The sequence below is a fragment of the Pontibacter deserti genome (assembly GCF_023630255.1).
GTDB lineage: Bacteria > Bacteroidota > Bacteroidia > Cytophagales > Hymenobacteraceae > Pontibacter > Pontibacter deserti.
This window is the reverse complement of the sequence record NZ_JALPRS010000001.1, coordinates 2,149,461-2,167,495: the sequence shown is the minus strand read 5'-3', so window position 1 is coordinate 2,167,495 and position 18,035 is coordinate 2,149,461. Positions and strand designations below refer to the sequence as shown.

General features: G+C 45.4%; 13 protein-coding genes. 3 read left to right on the top strand and 10 right to left on the bottom strand.

Annotated elements, in window-relative coordinates; all coding sequences use genetic code 11:
• Positions 1-536: 536 nt before the first annotated feature.
• From MJ612_RS09420 to MJ612_RS09405, 4 genes are all read right to left on the bottom strand, one after another.
• Positions 537-1,133, bottom strand: a complete 597-nt coding sequence (locus MJ612_RS09420) for a hypothetical protein (RefSeq protein WP_187033232.1) — start codon at positions 1,131-1,133, stop codon at positions 537-539.
• Positions 1,134-1,182: 49 nt separating this feature from the next.
• On the bottom strand, positions 1,183-1,698 hold the full coding sequence (locus tag MJ612_RS09415) for a hypothetical protein (protein WP_187033231.1): 516 nt from the start codon (positions 1,696-1,698) through the stop codon (positions 1,183-1,185).
• Between the two features lie 143 nt (positions 1,699-1,841).
• Positions 1,842-3,197: a dihydrolipoamide acetyltransferase family protein gene (locus MJ612_RS09410; RefSeq protein WP_187033230.1), complete on the bottom strand. Its 1,356-nt coding sequence runs from the start codon at positions 3,195-3,197 to the stop codon at positions 1,842-1,844.
• 149 nt (positions 3,198-3,346) lie between these two features.
• Positions 3,347-4,606, bottom strand: coding sequence for a competence/damage-inducible protein A (locus MJ612_RS09405; RefSeq protein WP_187033229.1), 1,260 nt, complete (start codon positions 4,604-4,606; stop codon positions 3,347-3,349).
• Positions 4,607-4,672: 66 nt separating this feature from the next.
• On the opposite strand from MJ612_RS09405, the gene MJ612_RS09400 reads away from it, so the two are divergent.
• The 3 genes from MJ612_RS09400 to MJ612_RS09390 all read left to right on the top strand — a co-directional run bounded on the left by MJ612_RS09400 (position 4,673) and on the right by MJ612_RS09390 (position 9,918).
• Entirely contained in the window at positions 4,673-5,407 is a 735-nt protein-coding gene (locus MJ612_RS09400) for a DUF4197 domain-containing protein (RefSeq protein WP_187033228.1), read from the top strand.
• A 139-nt stretch (positions 5,408-5,546) separates the two neighbouring features.
• Entirely contained in the window at positions 5,547-6,830 is a 1,284-nt protein-coding gene (locus MJ612_RS09395) for an erythromycin esterase family protein (protein ID WP_187033227.1), read from the top strand.
• A 172-nt stretch (positions 6,831-7,002) separates the two neighbouring features.
• On the top strand, positions 7,003-9,918 hold the full coding sequence (locus MJ612_RS09390; protein WP_187033226.1) for a two-component regulator propeller domain-containing protein: 2,916 nt from the start codon (positions 7,003-7,005) through the stop codon (positions 9,916-9,918).
• 69 nt (positions 9,919-9,987) lie between these two features.
• On the opposite strand, the gene MJ612_RS09385 is transcribed toward MJ612_RS09390, so the two are convergent.
• The 6 genes from MJ612_RS09385 to MJ612_RS09360 all read right to left on the bottom strand — a co-directional run bounded on the left by MJ612_RS09385 (position 9,988) and on the right by MJ612_RS09360 (position 18,030).
• Positions 9,988-12,375, bottom strand: coding sequence for a glycoside hydrolase family 3 N-terminal domain-containing protein (locus MJ612_RS09385; protein WP_250419111.1), 2,388 nt, complete (start codon positions 12,373-12,375; stop codon positions 9,988-9,990).
• Between the two features lie 5 nt (positions 12,376-12,380).
• Positions 12,381-12,542: a hypothetical protein gene (locus MJ612_RS09380; protein WP_187033225.1), complete on the bottom strand. Its 162-nt coding sequence runs from the start codon at positions 12,540-12,542 to the stop codon at positions 12,381-12,383.
• Between the two features lie 4 nt (positions 12,543-12,546).
• Positions 12,547-13,914 carry a glycoside hydrolase family 30 protein gene (locus MJ612_RS09375; protein ID WP_250419159.1) on the bottom strand — a complete coding sequence of 456 codons (1,368 nt, stop codon included), beginning with the start codon at positions 13,912-13,914 and terminating at the stop codon, positions 12,547-12,549.
• Positions 13,915-14,091: 177 nt separating this feature from the next.
• Positions 14,092-14,967, bottom strand: coding sequence for a glycoside hydrolase family 16 protein (locus tag MJ612_RS09370; protein WP_250419110.1), 876 nt, complete (start codon positions 14,965-14,967; stop codon positions 14,092-14,094).
• Between the two features lie 95 nt (positions 14,968-15,062).
• Positions 15,063-16,499 (bottom strand): PKD domain-containing protein, encoded by a 1,437-nt coding sequence (locus MJ612_RS09365; protein ID WP_187033224.1) that lies wholly within the window; start codon positions 16,497-16,499, stop codon positions 15,063-15,065.
• A 34-nt stretch (positions 16,500-16,533) separates the two neighbouring features.
• Complete coding sequence (locus MJ612_RS09360) at positions 16,534-18,030, bottom strand: RagB/SusD family nutrient uptake outer membrane protein (RefSeq protein ID WP_187033223.1); 1,497 nt, start codon at positions 18,028-18,030, stop codon at positions 16,534-16,536.
• Between the last annotated feature and the right edge of the window lie 5 nt (positions 18,031-18,035).

Below are 18,035 nucleotides of genomic sequence, written 5' to 3'. Positions count from 1 at the left end.
GTTAGAGTCTATACTTACTTGAACTAAGTTATACTTCCATGGCTACTTCCAATCCTGGGAGCTTTATTAACCCACAGTTGCCATAGTTGGCTTTGGTGCGCTCACGGCCGCGGGGCCTCGTCTTCGGGCATCGCGCTGCTGATTTGAAGCTACCCTCGTACCTCGGGCTGCCTTTCGGCACCGCAACAAATCAAAGGCGCTCAACCCAAAGACTGAAATCAGTTCGATAGCTGATGGTATAGTTGTAGGAGAAGTATAAGTTCTTAGCCTTTCTCGTGGTTGTAATTCCGAAGGGACAGGCCAAAACCTGTCCTTTTCTGTAACTATAAAACTATAGGTTTAATTATAGCTAAAACAGAACTGTCCCCTTAAGGGGACTACAGGGGTGTGAAAGCAAAAACTATAAAACTATACCTGCAACTATAGCAAAAGCCGAAAAGCTCCCCGCCTTAGATAAGGAGGGGTTGGGGGTGGTTGGATAAACGGTAACTATGTAACTTTAAAGCCGACTATAAAGCTGGAAAGCTGGCCATATTTTACTTCTTCATTTCAGACGTCAGAATAATACTTACATCCTGTTCCACTTTCGGGAGAATATCACTTAGGCCTTCTTTTTTATCAGGATAATTTATCTGTACCTGTCTGCTGCCGATCCTATAATCTAACAGTCCTTGTTCAGCTTCTGACATGTAATAAAGATGACCTGATCCTGCTGACGTGGAAACAGCATAAGTCCTGAACGTAAACTTATTCTGAATGCGGTGTTGTGTAGGTGCTTTGTTTTCGAGGTAGCGCTGCGTAACAATTGTATCCAAGGCTATACTTGTCTCTATCTGATATATCGCTTTGATATTGCCTTCTGAAAATTTCCATTGCTGTATAGTATGCCTGCCTTGCGTGCTGCTGCTATACTTGCTGTTGCTTGCATCTATACTTGCCACCACTCCGAAAAGCTGCAGATCATGCGCTATAGTTTGCACAGAAGGGGAAGCTGAAGTATTATCGCTAATGAAGACTGATGTGCTGCTAAGTAGTTTCAGGTCTTTCTCCAGGTCTTGTTTTAAAGTATAGTTGCCAACCTGTGGCTGGAGCAGCAGCAAGAAGAAAGGAAGTATAGTATGAATAACCAGCATAAGCATCAGTTTATAGTTTATACTTCCTTTCCAAATTTCGTGCTGTTATTTATAGTTTAGAGCTATCTACCACAGTCCAGCTAATGTTGCCGTTGGTTATAGTATACTTCAGCAGCAGGTAACCACCATTGTGGCCGTCTTCATAGTAAGCAAGCGCGTAGCGGTCGTTTAGTATGCGGCTGTCGCGGATGGTCATGGTGCCGCCCATAGTTCCCTTTTCAGGTATAAGCTGGCTTTGCTTGCGGTTCAGGTCGTTCATCAGGTCAGTTTCAGGGCTTTTAAGGCCTTTGCGCTGCAGTTTTTGTATGTCGCTTTGGCTTAGCGTGCCCAGCTCGTCTACAAAAGCAGCGCCGCCCGGAGGAACCATTTCCATGGTATCAGGTGGCAACACCATTTCTTCTAAAGAATCTGTTGCAGCTTGTTCCTGCTCCAGTTCTTCGTCAATCTTTGCTACTTGCCGGTCTGCAATGGCTTGTCTGCTTTCGGCTTCGCTTTTCTGCCAGTAGAAGTATACTGCCATAAACAGGAAGATGGCAGCTAATAACCACGGTAATATGACTCTCATAGTTTTATAGTTTTTTGCCGCTATACCTACAGCAGCCTTAGTTTATACTTTTAATATTAGTAAAAAGATATGTGTAAAACTATAGCCAAAAATAAAGCCTGCTCTTTGAGGGAGCAGGCTTTTATATTTAGCTGATCTTTTACTTAGATCGTTGTGTTCACGTCGAAGTTCTCCAGGTAATCAGCAACTCGGCGTACGAACATGCCACCCAGTGAGCCATCTACAACGCGGTGGTCGTAAGAGTGCGACAGGTACATGAAGTGACGGATACCGATCAGGTCGCCTTCCGGAGTCTCGATAACAGCTGGCTTCTTTTTGATAGCGCCAACTGCCATAATAGCTACCTGCGGCTGCATGATGATAGGCGTACCCATCACGTTACCGAAAGAACCTACGTTAGAAACCGTATACGTACCGCCAGCCAGGTCATCCGGAGTCAGTTTGTTCATACGGCCACGGTTTGCCAGGTCATTTACCTTTTTGGTTAACCCGTTCAGGTTCAGCTGGTCTGCATTCTTGATGTTCGGAACTATTAGGTTACCAGAAGGCAACGCTACGGCCATACCAATGTTGATGTCTTTGTGACGGATAATAGTACCACCATCAACAGACACGTTGATCATCGGGAAATCTTTAATGGCTTTTGCAATTGCATCGATGAAGATAGGAGTGAAGGTAAGATTCTCACCTTCGCGCTTCTTATACGCATCTTTCCACTTGTTTCTCCAGTTCACGATGTTGGTTACATCAGCTTCTACAAACGAGGTAACGTGCGGAGAAATACGCTTGCTATCCACCATGCGGTCAGCAATCATCTTACGCATACGGTCCATCTCGATGATCTCGACATTACCACCATAAGATGCAGCGGGTTTAACCTGTGGTGCAGCAGCCTGTGGCTGAGCAACAGGAGCAGCGGCAGCGGCCGGAGCCTGAACAGCTTGTGCCTGTGGCTGGGCCTGCGGAGCAGCAGCCTGCGCAGGAGCACCTGTGCGGCTTTCGAGGTAAGTCATGATATCTTTTTTAGACACACGACCTTCTTTACCTGTACCTGGTATATACTCCAGTTCCTGCATCGAAATGCCTTCTTCGCGGGCAATGTTAAGCACCAGCGGAGAATAGAAGCGACCTGAAGCAGGCTGATCCAGTTTAGCAACCGAAGAACCAGTCGTAGCTGCAGCAGCTTGTGCCGGAGCAGTTTGCGGTGCAGCGGCCGGAGCTTCAGCAGCTGGTGCGGCAGGCGCAGCGGTATCCTCACCGTTTGTAGAAATGATGGCAATAGGAGCGCCAACGGCTACCACATCACCTTCTTTTACCAGTATTTCTTTAAGTATACCACCCTGAATTGCAGGTACTTCTGTATCCACTTTATCAGTAGCAACTTCCAGCACCGATTCGTCCTGCTCTATGGTATCACCCACGTTTTTGAGCCATTTCAGAACGGTACCTTCCATGATACTCTCGCCCATTTTGGGCATAACCATTTCTACAAGTGCCATATTTTATAGTTGATTTCTGAGATTTTAGAAATTAGAAGTTAGTATTTAGACGAAACCTAAGCTTAGGTTAACATTACGTATTCAAAAGTCTATTATTTAACGTCTATATACTACATGTCTAATTTTGAAACAAAGGTAAGGATTTTAGACTATTCGTCAACGGTTGCGGGCAAACTTTGCCTTATCAGGTTGAGGGCCACCAGGGCAGTATACTCTATATTGAGCAGGCGGTTTTTATTATAGTTGAGTTGCCTGGCAATTGTCTTCTCTTCATCTGCATAAGCAATCCAGATGGAACCAACCGGTTTGTCGGGAGTTCCGCCGTCGGGGCCGGCAATGCCACTGGTTGCCACACCTATACTTGTGTTTAACTTTTTGCGCACATTTTCGGCCATCTCCTTAACAGTGGCTTCACTTACAGCGCCATGTTGTTGTAGAGTTTCCGGGTTTACGCCCAGTTGCTGCACTTTTACATTGTTGTGGTAAGCAATTATACTTCCCATAAAGTAAGCTGAGCTGCCTGGTATACTGGTAAACTTGTGCGCCAAGTAGCCACCGGTACAGCTTTCGGCGGTGGCTATGGTTAAACCCTTTTCTTTCAGCAGATTTCCTACAGCTTCTTCCAGGCTCACCTCGCCGTAAGCAAAAATATAGTTCGGGATGATCTGCGTAAGTTTTTCAACTTCGGCCTGTAGTTCCTTTTCAAGTATAACTGCATCGCTCCCGCTACCTGTCAGGCGCAGGCGAACGCCGGCTAAGTATGGCAGGTAAGCCAGCTTTATATGCGGCGGCAAAGCTAACTCCCATTCTTCCAGTTTATCAGCAAGTATAGATTCGGCAATACCTGTTGTCTGAATTACTTTATGGATGATCTCCGGTGTTTTAAAATGGGCTTTTAATTTTGGCAGAACAATGTCTGTCATCATGCACTTCATCTCGAACGGCACACCCGGCATCGAAACGTATACTTTACCATCCTGCTCAAACCACATGCCCGGCGCCGTGCCCAATACATTGCGTACAGGTGTGCAGTTCTCTGGTAAAAAAGCCTGTTGACGGTTTAGTTCGGTTACCTCAATGCCACGTTTCTCAAAAATAGCCGCAATATCAGCAAGCGAAGGCTCGTGCAGTTTAAGTGATGTATGGAAGTAGGCTGTCAGTACATCTTTTGTCAGGTCGTCTTTGGTAGGGCCCAGGCCGCCGGTAATCAATATTATATCGGCACGCGTTTTAGCGTCATCCAGGGCAGTAACTATATGTTCCGCACTATCCGAGATAGAGGTTATCTGCTTGACTTTTATACCTATTTTAGTAAGCTCCGTACCCATCCAGGCAGAGTTAGTATCTACTATTTGCCCGTATAATATCTCGTCGCCGATGGTAATGATTTCTGCGTTTACCGCTTCCATAGTATTTTTGGTCTGATTTATGCGTTGGCTTTGAAAACCGACTCAAGTTAAAGATGTTATAATGATATGAAAAAAATCCTCTACACTTCTTTTGTTGCCCTAGCTATAGGAGCAAGCGCATGTACAGCTGCCCAGGTGCAACAAACTGTTGATGGCGTTCTTGCCGGAACAACCACCGGAGTACCGGTTACGCAAAGCGAAGTAGCTTCAGGCTTACGGCAGGCGCTGGAAATAGGTATAAAAAACGGAGCAGGGCAGGCTTCACAAACCGACGGCTACTATAAAAATTCCCTTATCAAGATACCGTTTCCGAAGGATGTGCAGCGTGTAGAGAACACTTTGCGCAAAATAGGGCTAGGCAGCGAAGTAGACCGCTTTGTAATGACCTTGAACCGTGGCGCCGAAGATGCTGCTAAGAGTGCCGTGCCTATTTTCGTAAGTGCTATCAAACAGATGACTATACAGGATGCCTGGGGAATACTGAAAGGTGACAAAGATGCCGCTACTCAATATCTGAAGCGTACTACTTCAACACAATTAACCAATGCTTTTATGCCGGTTATTCAACAGTCGCTTGACAAAACAAACGCCACCCGCTATTACGCTGACCTGGTGAACAAGTATAACCAGATACCTTTGGTGCAAAAAGTGAATCCGAACCTGGATGAGTACGCTACCCAGAAAGCTATCGACGGTCTGTTTTTGCTGGTAGCCCAGGAGGAACTGAAGATCCGCGAAAACCCGATTGCCCGCACTACCGAACTGCTGCGCCGCGTTTTCACGAGAGAGAACCAGTCTTAAGAGAAGTATAAACTAACCTATAGTACAAGCCCACATTGCCTTTTGGCGGTGTGGGCTTATTTTTTGGAACATAAAGCGCTTTATGCTAGTACAATACAGCAAATTTAAAGTAGCCGCTAAGCCCAAATGCTCCCATGCTATGGAAAACAAACAAATTACATATACGCCGCTTACCAAAGACAAAGACTTAGACAGACTTATTGAAGAAGTAGGTGATTCCCGCATCGTTATGTTGGGAGAAGCCTCTCATGGCACTTCAGAATATTATACCTGGCGAACAGCTATATCTAAAAGGCTGATAGAGGAAAAGGGCTTCCAGTTTATTGCTGTAGAAGGCGACTGGCCGGAATGTTATGCGGTAAACCGATTTGTAAAAGGCTACCAGAATTCAGGAAGTAAGATTGCAGATGTATTGCAGGTTTTCCGGCGCTGGCCAACCTGGATGTGGGCAAACTGGGAGGTGGCAGCACTAATGGAGTGGATCAGGGATTTTAACCATCTGCGCACGGTAAATGATAAGATTGGGTTTTACGGGCTGGATGTGTATAGTTTGTGGGAGTCGCTAGAGCAGGTATTGAAGTACCTGGAGCAGAATGATGGACAAGCCGTGGAAGCAGCCCGATCTGCTATAAATTGCTTTGAGCCATACAACCGCGACCCGCAGGTATATGCCCAATCTACTGCGTTTGTACGCTCCGATTGCGAAGATGAAGTGATTGGAATGCTGCAGCGCATTATAAAGTCGCCGGTGCACACAGGCGATATAGAGCACGATTTCAATACACAGCAGAATGCCTTGGTTGCTGTAAATGCCGAAAAGTATTACCGAACGATGGTAAAAGGCGGAGCAGCCTCCTGGAACGTGCGCGATTCGCATATGATGGAAACTTTAGACAGGCTACTGGATCTGCATGGGCCAGATTCGAAAGCTATAGTTTGGGAACATAACACACATATTGGTGATGCCCGCTTTACAGATATGGCCGATGATGGCATGTATAATATCGGGCAGCTGGCCCGCGAGAAGTATGGCAAAGAGCAGGTAAAACTGGTTGGCTTTGGCAGCTACGAAGGGTATGTAATTGCGGGTAACTCGTGGGGGGCGCCTATGCAGAAAATGGAAGTACCACCGGCACAGCCCGGTAGTTGGGAAGAAATACTGCACAGCATCAGCGATGAAAACAAACTGATCTTGAGCAAAGACTTGATAAACATAGAAGGTTTAGCCAAGCGCCGGATAGGGCATAGGGCAATAGGCGTAGTGTACAACCCTAAGTATGAGGCCTTTGGTAACTATGTTCCTACTGTTATTCCTGAGCGCTACGATGCCTTTTTATACTTCGATGAAACAGATGCGGTACACCCGCTGCACATGAAACCACGTGGTACTAAGGAACCGGAACTATATCCTTGGAATTATTAGAGTTTAAGAGTTTGTGAGTTTAGAAGTTTAAGAATTTAGCGGTTAAAGTAGAGCAAAGTATAAAAGCTCGATTCCTTTTAACAATTAAACTATCAATCTGCCTTATAGTAGATTTTTGAAGTGTGCTATATTTTTCTAATATTTATAAGGAAAATATGGGAACCGGCACATCGTGAAAAAATACGCATTTCGTCTTACCCTTTGTCTTTTTGGAATCCTTTTTCTTTCCGCGCAGGCAAATGGCGAGGGCATACCTTACATTCGGAATTTTACACTTAAAGAATACCAGGCATCTCCGCAGAACTGGGCTGTAGTACAGGACCACCGGGGCATTATGTACTTTGGTAATAACCATGGCGTGCTTGAGTTTGATGGCAACCACTGGCGCCAGATCGGTATCCCAAACCGCTCAAATGTCCATTCATTAGCAATCAGCAGGTCGGGCAGTGTTTATGTGGGCGGCCAGAATGACTTTGGTTATCTGAAGCCCGATGCCAAAGGGCTGATGGCATTCTTCTCGTTAAAACACCTGGTCGAGGAAAAGCATAGGAACTTTGCAGATGTGTGGAATATCTACACCAACGATGAAGATGTTTATTTCTGCACCGTAACAGGCGTGTACCATTATAGAAATGGCAAGATAAAAGTATACAAGGCGCAGGAAGAGCCTTCCGGGTTTCCGTTTTTTGTGCAGGGCAAGCTGCTAATACCTGTTCCGGGGAAAGGTATTTATGAGCTGCAGCACGAAAAGCTGGTATTAATGCCGGGCAGCGAAAAAGTAGCAGCCTATAGTATAGCCTCTATACTTCCGTACCCGGGAGGCAAGGCCCTGGTTGTTACTGAAGAGAACGGGATTTTTATTTACGATGAATATACCGGTTTTTATGCCAGCAACTGGCCGGTTAATAATTTCCTGATCCGGAACAAAGTGAATACAGCCACTGCCTTATCTGAAGGGTATGCCATCGGCACAACTTTAAACGGACTGCTTATTATAGATAAAGAAGGCAATCCGCGGCAGCACATTAACCGTGAAAAAGGTTTACAAAATAGTACCGTCCGCAGCATTTACGAAGACCAGAAAAACAATTTATGGCTGGCGCTCAACAATGGCATCGACTACGTTGAAACAAACTCACCGTTTACGTTATATGATACAAGGCTAGGCTTACCCGGCACGGCTTATACTTCTTTGATCTTCGATAATAAACTATACCTGGGCACAAGCGATGGGTTGTTTTACAGGACATTAGCAGAGCAGGAGAACCCGCTGACAGCATCTGCCTTACAGCAAGTACAGGGCACGGAGGGGCAGGTATATAAGCTGCAAAAGGTAGGCGGTAAACTGCTGCTATCCCACCATAATGGTCCTTTCGAGATCATCGATAACAAAGCAGTCCGGTTGTCTGACCATCGCGGAGCCTGGATGTTTATGCAACTGAAGGCGCATCCTGGCTACGTTATCTGTGGCACCTATCATGGTTTGCTGCTATACAAAATGATTAACGGCAAACTCGAATTTCAGCGGAAACTGAAAGGCTTCAGTGAGTCTTCAAGGATAATGGAAGAGGACAGCGAGGGTAACATATGGGTTGCGCATGGCTATAAAGGCTTGTTCAAACTTAAATTATCAGACCAGTTGCAGCAGGTAGAAAAGGTAAACTTCTATGCTAAAAAGCACGGTTTCCCTGCTGATATCGGAATCAATGTTTTCAAGATAAATGGAAGACTTGTTTTTACCGGCCTGCACGGGGTTTATACTTACAACAAGAGCAAAGACAGGTTTGAGCTCTATGATGAACTGAATAAACTCTTTGATAAGAACATACAGGTAAGAAGTTTAGCTGAAGATAAGGAAGGCAAAATCTGGTTCTCGGCAGGAAACGAGATGGGCTTTATCAGGAAGTATAGCAATGGCAGAAGCGAAGTAGTTAAAAATGTATTTAAACGATTGGATGGCAAACTGGTTGGCGGTTTTGAGCACATTGCTTACTACAACAACCAGCACGTACTGATAGGTATAGATGAAGGATTTGTACATTACCGGCCAACATTTTTGCAAAAGAACAACTTAAACGAAGGATTTAACACACTGCTCAGAAGGGTAGAAGCCGGCGTGCAGGCCACGGATTCGCTTTTGTATGGTGGGGCCGCTGTTCCGGAAGATCCGAAGGCCGAGGCAGTAACGTTGCCTTATGCGTTGAACTCGCTTAAATTTACTTTCGGAGCTATTCTTTACGATGGCATTGAAAATGTGCAGTACCAGTATTACCTGGAGGGTTTTGATAAAAGCTGGTCGCCGTGGGTAACTGCGCTGCAAAAAGAATACACAAATTTAAGAGAAGGTACTTATATTTTCCGGGTAAAAGCCAGAAACGTTTATAACCAGGAAAGTGCAGAGGCAACTTATACTTTCACGGTTTTACCTCCCTGGTACCGGTCCTGGTGGGCGTTTGGCCTTTATATTTTGTTAGGAATTGCTGCACTATTATTACTTAAAAAAGTTGTTCAGAAACACATCCGCAACACCGAAGCAAAGCTGCAGCAGGAACAGGAAAAAGCACTGAAGCTAAAAGAGGCCCAGCATATGGAGGAGGTGCTAAAGGCTGAAAAAGAGATCATCAGGTTAAATAACGAGAAGCTGGAGAGAGAGCTAAACCATAAAACGAAAGAACTGACCTCGTCGGCGCTGCACGTGATGCAGAATATGGAGGCCGTGTATAAAGTGAAAGATCAGTTGGAGCAGGTAATAGAAAAGGTGTCGGAAAAGGATACACGCCTGCAACTGAAAAAGATACTGCGGTCTGTGGATGAGGAAATCAAGATTGAAAACAACTGGGAGCAGTTCGAACTCCATTTTAACCAGGTGCACCAGGACTTCCTGAAACGCCTTAGCCACGACTACCCTGACCTGACCCACAAAGACCTTAAGATGTGTGCTTACCTGCGCCTGAACCTGTCGAGCAAAGAGATTGCATCGTTGTTAAAACTATCCCTGAGGGGAGTAGAAACCAGCAGGTATAGAATCAGGAAAAAAATGAACCTGGACCAGGATGCCAGCCTAACGGAATGTATACTTAAGTATTAAGTTCAGATACTACAAACAAAAAAGGATAAGCCGCACTGGCTTATCCTTTTTTGTTTGTGTGGATTATAGTTAGTTTTTGCCAATCGTCTTACTGCCATTCAGCATAAACTTCTTTACCTGGTCGCCAATCCTAATCTCAAATTCACCAGCTTCAGTCATTTTTTCTCCCTTACGGTTAATATAACTCAGGTCGTCAGCCGTTAAGGTGAAAGATAACGTCTTGCTTTCGCCAGGTTTTAAATTGATTTTCTCGAAGCGGCGCAAGCGTTTTACATCCGGCGTAATATCAGACGCATAGAGGTCCGTAGTATAAAGATGAACAGCTTCCTTACCTTCACGTTTACCTGTGTTCGTTACCTGCACTGTAACCTCAATCGGCTCCTCCATGCTGTAGCTTTCCTTGGTCAGGTTCAGGTTCGCGTATTTAAAGGTTGTATAGCTTAAGCCATGGCCAAATTCATACTGCGGGTTATAGTCGGCTTCGTAGTTATAAACACCTTCTGCTTTACGCTGCTCAGCCGATGGCTTATGTATAAATGGCACCAACGCATTCGGGTAGCGTGGATAGTTATAAGGCAGTTTACCTGATGGGTTTACATCTCCGAACAGTACATCTGCCAATGCATCGCCGCCATAGTTACCCGGCTGGTAGATCTGCACAATACCATCCATGTCACGCTCGAAGCGGCTGATAACACGAGGGCGACCCTCATTCAGTACAAGTATAACCGGCTTACCTGTCTGGGCTAACTTTTTAGCTAATTCCGTCTGTAAATCAGAAATATAGATGTCGTTTATGTTACCCGGTGTTTCGGTAGAAGTATTTTCGCCAAGGCAAAGTATAATGGCATCTACATTTTTAGCTGCAGCTACAGCATTGTTCATTTTATCAGCAAACTCTTCGTAATAGAAGCCGTCCATCTTGTAGCTCACGCCTGACACATACGTTACGTTTCCAGCGCCAATCTCCTTCTGAACAGCCTCCAGTATCGTGTTATACTTGCCGGCAAATTCTTCTACTTTTTCGCCTTGCCACGAGTAAGTCCAGGCACCGTTCAGGGTACGCATGCTGTTGGCATTTGGCCCTGTAACCAGAACTTTCATTCCTTTCTTCAGCGGTAACACATTCTTCTCGTTCTTCAAGAGGGTGATTGATTCTGCAGCTGTCTGGTAGGCAGCTTCCTCAAACTCTTTGCTGGCAAATTTCGGATAGTCCTTTGGATTCGTAGTTGGTTTCTCGAACAGGTTTAGCGCATACTTTACACGTAGTATTCTTCTTACAGCATCGTCAATACGTTCCTGTTTAACCTTACCTTCTTTCACCAGTTCCACCAAGCCATTACAGAACGGCTCATAGTTGTAGGCGATCATCGACATATCAATACCTGCATTTATAGCCATCATAATAGCGTCTTTCATGGTAGGGGCTACTTTATCGCGGGTGTGCAGGTATTCAATATCACCCCAGTCCGTTACCACCAAGCCTTCAAAGCCAAGTTCATCTCTTAATAGCTTCGTCAGGATGTCATAGTTGGCATGAACAGGAACGCCGTTGATGATACCGGAGTTGATCATGATGGTATGGGATCCGGCATCGATGGCAGCCTTAAATGCAGGCAAATGGTACTCCCGTAAGGCTGTTTCCGGAATGTAAGTTGGCGTTCTGTCTTTACCGGATGAAGGCACCTGGTATCCCAAAAAGTGTTTCATACAGGAAGCTACATGCTCCGGATGGCCAATGTCGTTATTATCCCCTTCATATCCATTAATCATCTGCACGCCCAGTTCCGAGGTAAGGTAGGGATCTTCACCAAAGGTCTCGAACTGACGGGAAAACTGGGGGTCAGGTGCAAAGTCCAGAACAGGGGAGAAGTTCCAGGGAATAGAGCTGGCCCGGGTTTCATAGGCTGTTATTTCGGCACCACGGCGCACCAACTCTCTGTTGCGGGTTGCGGCCTGCCCGATCTGCTGCGGAAACATGGTAGCACCGGCCGTATAAGTAGCACCGTGTATCATGTCAACGCCATAAATAACCGGAATCTTCAGGCGTGTGTCCTTCATGGCTACGTTCTGAATCTGGCTGATGATCTCGTACCATTTTTCAGGAGTGCGGGCCCGGTTGTTGGCTGTGTTAAGTATAGAACCAATTTTATAGTCTACAAGTGCTTTGCGCAGCTCCTTGTCGTCCAGTTTTAACGGTTCGTAACTCGAAAATCTGTTGTCGCCTTTACCAACTACATCCAGCGTGATCTGTGCCATCTGGCCCACTTTTTCTTCCAGTGTCATCTGGCTAAGCAGGTCTTCTATCTTTTTATCAGTTTCTGTAGTTGCCCGGTTTGCTTGTACCGCAGTAGCTGTTTCTTCGGTTGTAACAGGTGCCGGTTTCTGTGACTGACAGCCGGTTAGCATGGCATACGCTAACAAGGCAGCTGTAAATGTTGCGTTCGTTAATTTCATGTAGCTTAATTCTCGTTTGGTAAGGAATTAACATTCTGTTTGTTTTCAGGTACTACTTCAGCAACCGGTGCGGGCAGCTTTATAGTTTTCCACTTCTTGTACTGCTTCACAAAAGAGCAGAAGTGGTTGGTTTTTTTCAGCGGGAAAGTTGTTTTCAGTTTAGCCATCAGTTTACCATACATAAGTGCCTACAGCGCCTTTATTAAGGCTGGTTGTAACCAGGTTGCCTTTGTAGCGGATGTTAAAAGTCTGGGCAGATGGACCATCGTTAAAAACAATTAGTACCTTATTACCTTCAGGGGTTTTAAAGGCCACATTGGGTAAACCTGCAGGTAGGTTAGTAGCAATTCGTACAGAGCCTGGTCTGGCGAACTTGGATGCATGGGCTATAATGTAATAAGCCGGATTGCGGGTAACGCTGCTGCCATTTATAGTTACAGCTCCCAGGCATTGCGTACAACCACCTTCTGTATGTGGATCTTGGTTATGATCAGCAGCCAGGTTCCATTCCAATACCGTTTTGCACCAGTTTCTTGTAGCTCCGATAATCAGGTTTTTAGTATGCCAGGCTAAGTCTCCAGCAAGATTACCGGGGGCACCGACCCATTGTTCTGTAAAGTATAAATTCTTGTCAGGGTGGGCTTTGTGTACCTGGTCCAGGGCATCTATAGTTCCGCCATATAAGTGGAAAGCTGATCCATCGATATACTTCCTGGCTTCCGGGTCATTCAGGATGCTGATAGGGTAGTCGATACGGTCTGCATTGTGGTCGTAGATGATGATCTTCGTATCCAGGTTTGCTGCTTTGAAGGCTGGTCCGAGGCTTTGCTTTATAAATGCTGCCTGTTCTTGCGCTGGCATTAACAGGCTAGGGTTGTTACCCGGGTGCAGGGGCTCGTTCTGTACCGTTATCGCATCAATACGAATGCCTTCAGCAGCCATTGCCTGTATATACTTTACAAAGTACTTCGCGTAGGCATCATAATACGCAGGTTTCAAACTTCCTCCTACAGAGTTGTTGTTGGTTTTCATCCAGGTGGGAGGGGACCAAGGCGAACTCATTAACTTGATGTCAGGATTAATAGCGAGTATCTCTTTGAGTATAGGTATGAGATCCTGCTTATCCGGGCCTAGGTCAAACTTCTCCATCTGCAGGTCTGTTTGTCCGGCAGGCAGATCGTTGTAAGAAAAAACATGGTCTGAAAGGTCTGACGCGCCGATGCTAAGCCGCAGGTAACTTACTCCTATACCTGCACCTTCTGTACTGAAAAGCTCTTTTAAAAGTGCCGCCCGCGAAGCAGGAGTCATTTTATGAAGCAGCATAGCACTACCACCTGTTAACGTATAACCAAACCCATCTATGGTCTGGTAGGTGGTAGTTGTATCTATCTCTATTACCTGATACTGATTAGAAGAGGCTCCAAAGGCTAACGACTGATTCTGCTCTTTAAAAAGTATAGATGCTGCCGGGTCAGTAAGCCAGAAAGAAACCTTACCGAATGTAGGGTTGCCGGGTGTAACACCACCTTTATCATTCATCTCCTTTTTACAGGAAAAGATAAAAGGGAGCATCAGCAGCAACATACAGAAACTATAGCATCGGCTCAATAGAGAAGTATATTTCACGGGTTTATAGTTTGTAGTTATACTTAAAGCAGGAGTATTTTCTGTTGCTCCCGATTTGGAGGACATTGAAAGTATAAATCTGTTTAAAGATTACTTCTCAATCATCTTATATACCCTTACATAATCTACTTCCATTGTCTGTGGGAAAACGTTAGGGTCAACTCCCTGTGCGCCACCCCAGTTACCACCGACAGCTATGTTAAGCAGCAGGTGAAAACGCTTATCGAAAGGCCATACTTCAAATCCTTTTCCTTCATTCACAAACTGGAAAACCGGAGCATCGTCGATGTAGCCTCTTACAGCGTAAGGGGTCCAGTCTACGCGGTAAGTATGGAAAGCTGTGCTGGCGGTTTCAATTACTTTGCTCTGACCTTTTTGGGTGTTCTTACCGTGGTTATAAGCTTCGGTATGTACTGTTATGTGCACTTTGTTCTGGTCGTAGCCTACATGCTCCATGATGTCAATCTCTCCGGATTTTGGCCAGCCGCCATAGGCCCAATCGGTTGGCAGCATCCAGATGGCAGGCCAGGTACCTCTGCCTGTTGGCAGCTTCGCTTTAATCTCGAATCTGCCGTACAAAAAGTCGCCTTTGTTTTTGGTTACAATTCTGGCTGAAGTATATTCTTTGCCTTCTTTGCTTTCCTTTTTGGCTGTGATCTTCAGGGTACCGTCGCTTACATTGGCATTAGAAGTACTGTTGGTATAATACTGCAGTTCATTGTTTCCCCAGCCGGTTCCACCAATGTCGTATCCCCATTTGGCAGCATCAGGCTGACCGCTATAATTAAACTCATCGGCCCAGACAGGGGTAGTTTCGAACTTCCAGTTCAGGTCTTCAGGTGTTTTAGGTTGTGATATGTATGGTTTGGGTTCTTCCGACTTTGAGCAAGAGGATGCTACCATGGACAGGAAGAGAGAAGTAACAATGAACAGCATTTTTTGAAATTTATGTCTGTTAAAAAACATGTCTTGGTAAGTATGATTTGGGGTACTGGGTAAAAAGAAGTTAGATGTGGGCCGGGAATAATGCAGCTTCCCGGCCCTGTTTATACATCCACCTATTATTCAAGTCTGAAGTCATCCAGGAAGAAGATGCCTGGTATAAAGTTGCCTTCGCCACCAACCTGTATTACAATTCTGTTCAGGTCTTTTCTGTCTTTAAAGGCAGAGAAATCAAAGGTTAATTCCACCCACTGATCCAGTTTATCTACTGGTTGCTTTATCTCTACCTGGTTTACCCAAGGCTGTGCCGATGTGCCATCCTGAAGCTTTATAGAAACCTGTTTTAACAAGTTCTTGATTGCCCAGTCTTCACCAGCTTGTGTAATAAAGTCGTTGTAGCTCGGCACGTATACTTTTAACTTAAATACATTGCGCTGACTTAAATCAAAGTTATAGTTAAAGTCAGTAAACATGTTGGCAAATTCGTAAGGTTGGCCTTCCTGTTTTACATACATGGCCACCTTAGCTGATTTGTTAATGCCAACAGGGGCAGGGTTATCGTAGGATTCGTTCAGGGTAAGTGCTTCTTTCTTCCAGACAAGGTTTCCTTCTTCATCAAAGTTATCTTCCATGTCTTCCATTTTTACCGGCTTAGGCTCCACTGGTCTTACATAACCTTTTGGTACAAGTCGGTAGAACCAGGCGTTGCCCGGAACACCTTTCTGAGAACTCATCAGGTATAATTCATTCTCGCTAAGTGCCAGTATCTGGTATTTAGACTCACCAACATAGTAACCCAAGAAGCCGCCGTTAGAGATTGACAAATATTTTTTGCCGTTCTCTTCAGTTATGCTCCAGTTCATATTAGTAGGAGGAGTATAAGCTACGGTAACATCTGCCGAAGCATTAGTGCCCCCTAGCTCTGAAGCATAATCTTTGTTAGCATAGGTGTTACCATTGTTTATGTAAGTATAAGAGAAGCCCTGAAGTTTAAATACCATTTCATCATCGTATAAACCAACGTCAGCTTTCTCGTTTGCGCCGGCAGCCCACCAGTTAGGTGTGGGATTAGGGGCAGAGGCATCACCTACGCCAAGGTGCCCTTTTACCTCTTTCTCTATCACCCATGTTTTACCATCCTCATCATCTGCACCGCCGGTCAGGAAGTTGTAATCTTCCCTGTTCAGCATCGAAACATTGGTTTCGGCTATAGTTACCGTTTTCGTGTTATATGCATAACCACCACGTGTTAAAACAGTAAGTTTTACAGTATAAGTACCTTCAACCGGGAAAGCTCCGTTCACCTGGTCGCCTACGGCAGTATTGCCATTTCCAAAATCCCAGATAGCTTTAAATGCTCCTGGGGTCTGGTTAGTGAAGGTGATGATGTTTGGATTGTCCTGCGTTGGAGCCATAGAAAACTCGACTGACTCGGAGGTAGGTGCAGGACCTAATCCACCATCCATTTCTTCCGGGGTACAGGCACCAACTATACTTGCTGCCAGTGCCACAGCCAGGTAAGAATAAACTCTGGAAAGTATATTTTTATATTTCATGATCTTATTCATTTATATTTGAAATGATCGGCTGTTACAGATATTCAGGGTTCTGAACCAGCTTTGTATTTGATAATTCTTCCTGTGGAATAGGTAATATTTCGTGCTTACCTCCCACAAAGCCCATTGGTGCTAAGATAGATGCTGCTCTTCCGGTGCGGACCAGGTCAAAGAAGCGGTGCCCTTCTGTCGCCAGTTCTAGTCTGCGTTCTTTGTAAATGTTATCCAGGGTAGGAGCTACCTCTGGAAGTCCAACACGACCACGAACGGCATTTAAAAGATCGGCAGCCCTGGTGATGTCTCCACCTCCCTGTACAAGAGCTTCGGCTTCCATCAGGTAAGTATCCGCTAAGCGTATTTCGATATAGTTAACTGCAAAGTTCAGGGCCGGTTCGCCACCTGCAGTTGTTACCCAGGCTGCTCTTGGTGCATACTTTTTGACGAAGAAACCAGTATCGTCGTAGCTAGGCTCGTAGGTTGCTCCCTCTATACTTTTAATGTCAAGTACTGTGTGCTCATAGCGTGGATCGCCTTCCAGTGCATTTACCAGGTCCTCAGTAAGCGGGTTAAAGCCCCAGCCTGCTACATAAGTAGGACCTGAATAACCTCTTGGCCCAAACATCTGTACCATAACGTTGCCTTCGAAGTTAGGCCATGCCTCCCAGCCGGATCTTGCAAGGTTGGTATGGGCAATCTCAAAAATAGATTCGCTGTTAAACTTGTTTGCAGGGTCGAAAATAGCACCATAGTTATCCATCAATCTGTAGCCGTACATACTTGTTTCGCCAGGTGTGCCATTTACATCTGCAAGTTGCTCAGCTGCCTCATCCCATTTCTGTTGAAACAGGTATACTTTGCCAAGTAATGCTTTACCAGCGCCTTGTGTGGCACGACCACCTTCTGTGGCTACAGGTACAGTTACAGGCAGATCAGGTATAGCTTCTGCCAAATCTTTCTCGATCTGGGCATATACCAGGTCCGGAGTTACCTGCACCTGGTTAAATATTTCTTCGGTTGCAAGCGGTGCTGTAATGAGTGGCACATTCTTAAACAGGCGAACCAGTTCAAAGTAGTAGTAAGCTCTCAGGAATTTTGCCTCAGCTATGTAGCGATCTGCCACTGTCTGAGCCAAGCCTGGTACACCAGCCTCTACTTTCGAAAGTATAACATTCGCTCTGGCGATACCTCTGAAGTTTCGGTCCCAGTATTCTTCCTGCGGGCCGTTAGCAGGGTCTAATGTAAACCTGTTCCATACCTGCCAGGTGTGCATATCTGATGGGCCTCCACCACCTGCATGTGCATCGTCAGAGGCAGCGTTTATTGCGCCAATGTTATGATAGGTATCGCCAGCCTGCCAACCAAGTGGGTCGTAAGCTGCTACTAAACCTGCATAAGCTTCTTCAGGGTTTTTGTAGTACTCAGATTCCAGAATGGTACCTTCCGGGTCTACATCCAGAAAATCATCACTACATGAGCTTAATAGTGGCAGTGCCATTGAAAAAATGGCTGCGTATATGAATTTATTTTTCATGATTC

What these genes read in the sequence shown, in the direction of transcription:
- MJ612_RS09420 (WP_187033232.1), bottom strand. Translation starts at nt 1,133, where the DNA reads ATGCTGGTTATTCATACTATACTTCCTTTCTTCTTGCTGCTGCTCCAG.
- MJ612_RS09415 (WP_187033231.1), bottom strand. Translation starts at nt 1,698, where the DNA reads ATGAGAGTCATATTACCGTGGTTATTAGCTGCCATCTTCCTGTTTATG.
- MJ612_RS09410 (WP_187033230.1), bottom strand. Translation starts at nt 3,197, where the DNA reads ATGGCACTTGTAGAAATGGTTATGCCCAAAATGGGCGAGAGTATCATG.
- MJ612_RS09405 (WP_187033229.1), bottom strand. Translation starts at nt 4,606, where the DNA reads ATGGAAGCGGTAAACGCAGAAATCATTACCATCGGCGACGAGATATTA.
- MJ612_RS09400 (WP_187033228.1), top strand. Translation starts at nt 4,673, where the DNA reads ATGAAAAAAATCCTCTACACTTCTTTTGTTGCCCTAGCTATAGGAGCA.
- MJ612_RS09395 (WP_187033227.1), top strand. Translation starts at nt 5,547, where the DNA reads ATGGAAAACAAACAAATTACATATACGCCGCTTACCAAAGACAAAGAC.
- MJ612_RS09385 (WP_250419111.1), bottom strand. Translation starts at nt 12,375, where the DNA reads ATGAAATTAACGAACGCAACATTTACAGCTGCCTTGTTAGCGTATGCC.
- MJ612_RS09380 (WP_187033225.1), bottom strand. Translation starts at nt 12,542, where the DNA reads ATGGCTAAACTGAAAACAACTTTCCCGCTGAAAAAAACCAACCACTTC.
- MJ612_RS09375 (WP_250419159.1), bottom strand. Translation starts at nt 13,914, where the DNA reads ATGAATGATAAAGGTGGTGTTACACCCGGCAACCCTACATTCGGTAAG.
- MJ612_RS09370 (WP_250419110.1), bottom strand. Translation starts at nt 14,967, where the DNA reads ATGTTTTTTAACAGACATAAATTTCAAAAAATGCTGTTCATTGTTACT.
- MJ612_RS09365 (WP_187033224.1), bottom strand. Translation starts at nt 16,499, where the DNA reads ATGAAATATAAAAATATACTTTCCAGAGTTTATTCTTACCTGGCTGTG.
- MJ612_RS09360 (WP_187033223.1), bottom strand. Translation starts at nt 18,030, where the DNA reads ATGAAAAATAAATTCATATACGCAGCCATTTTTTCAATGGCACTGCCA.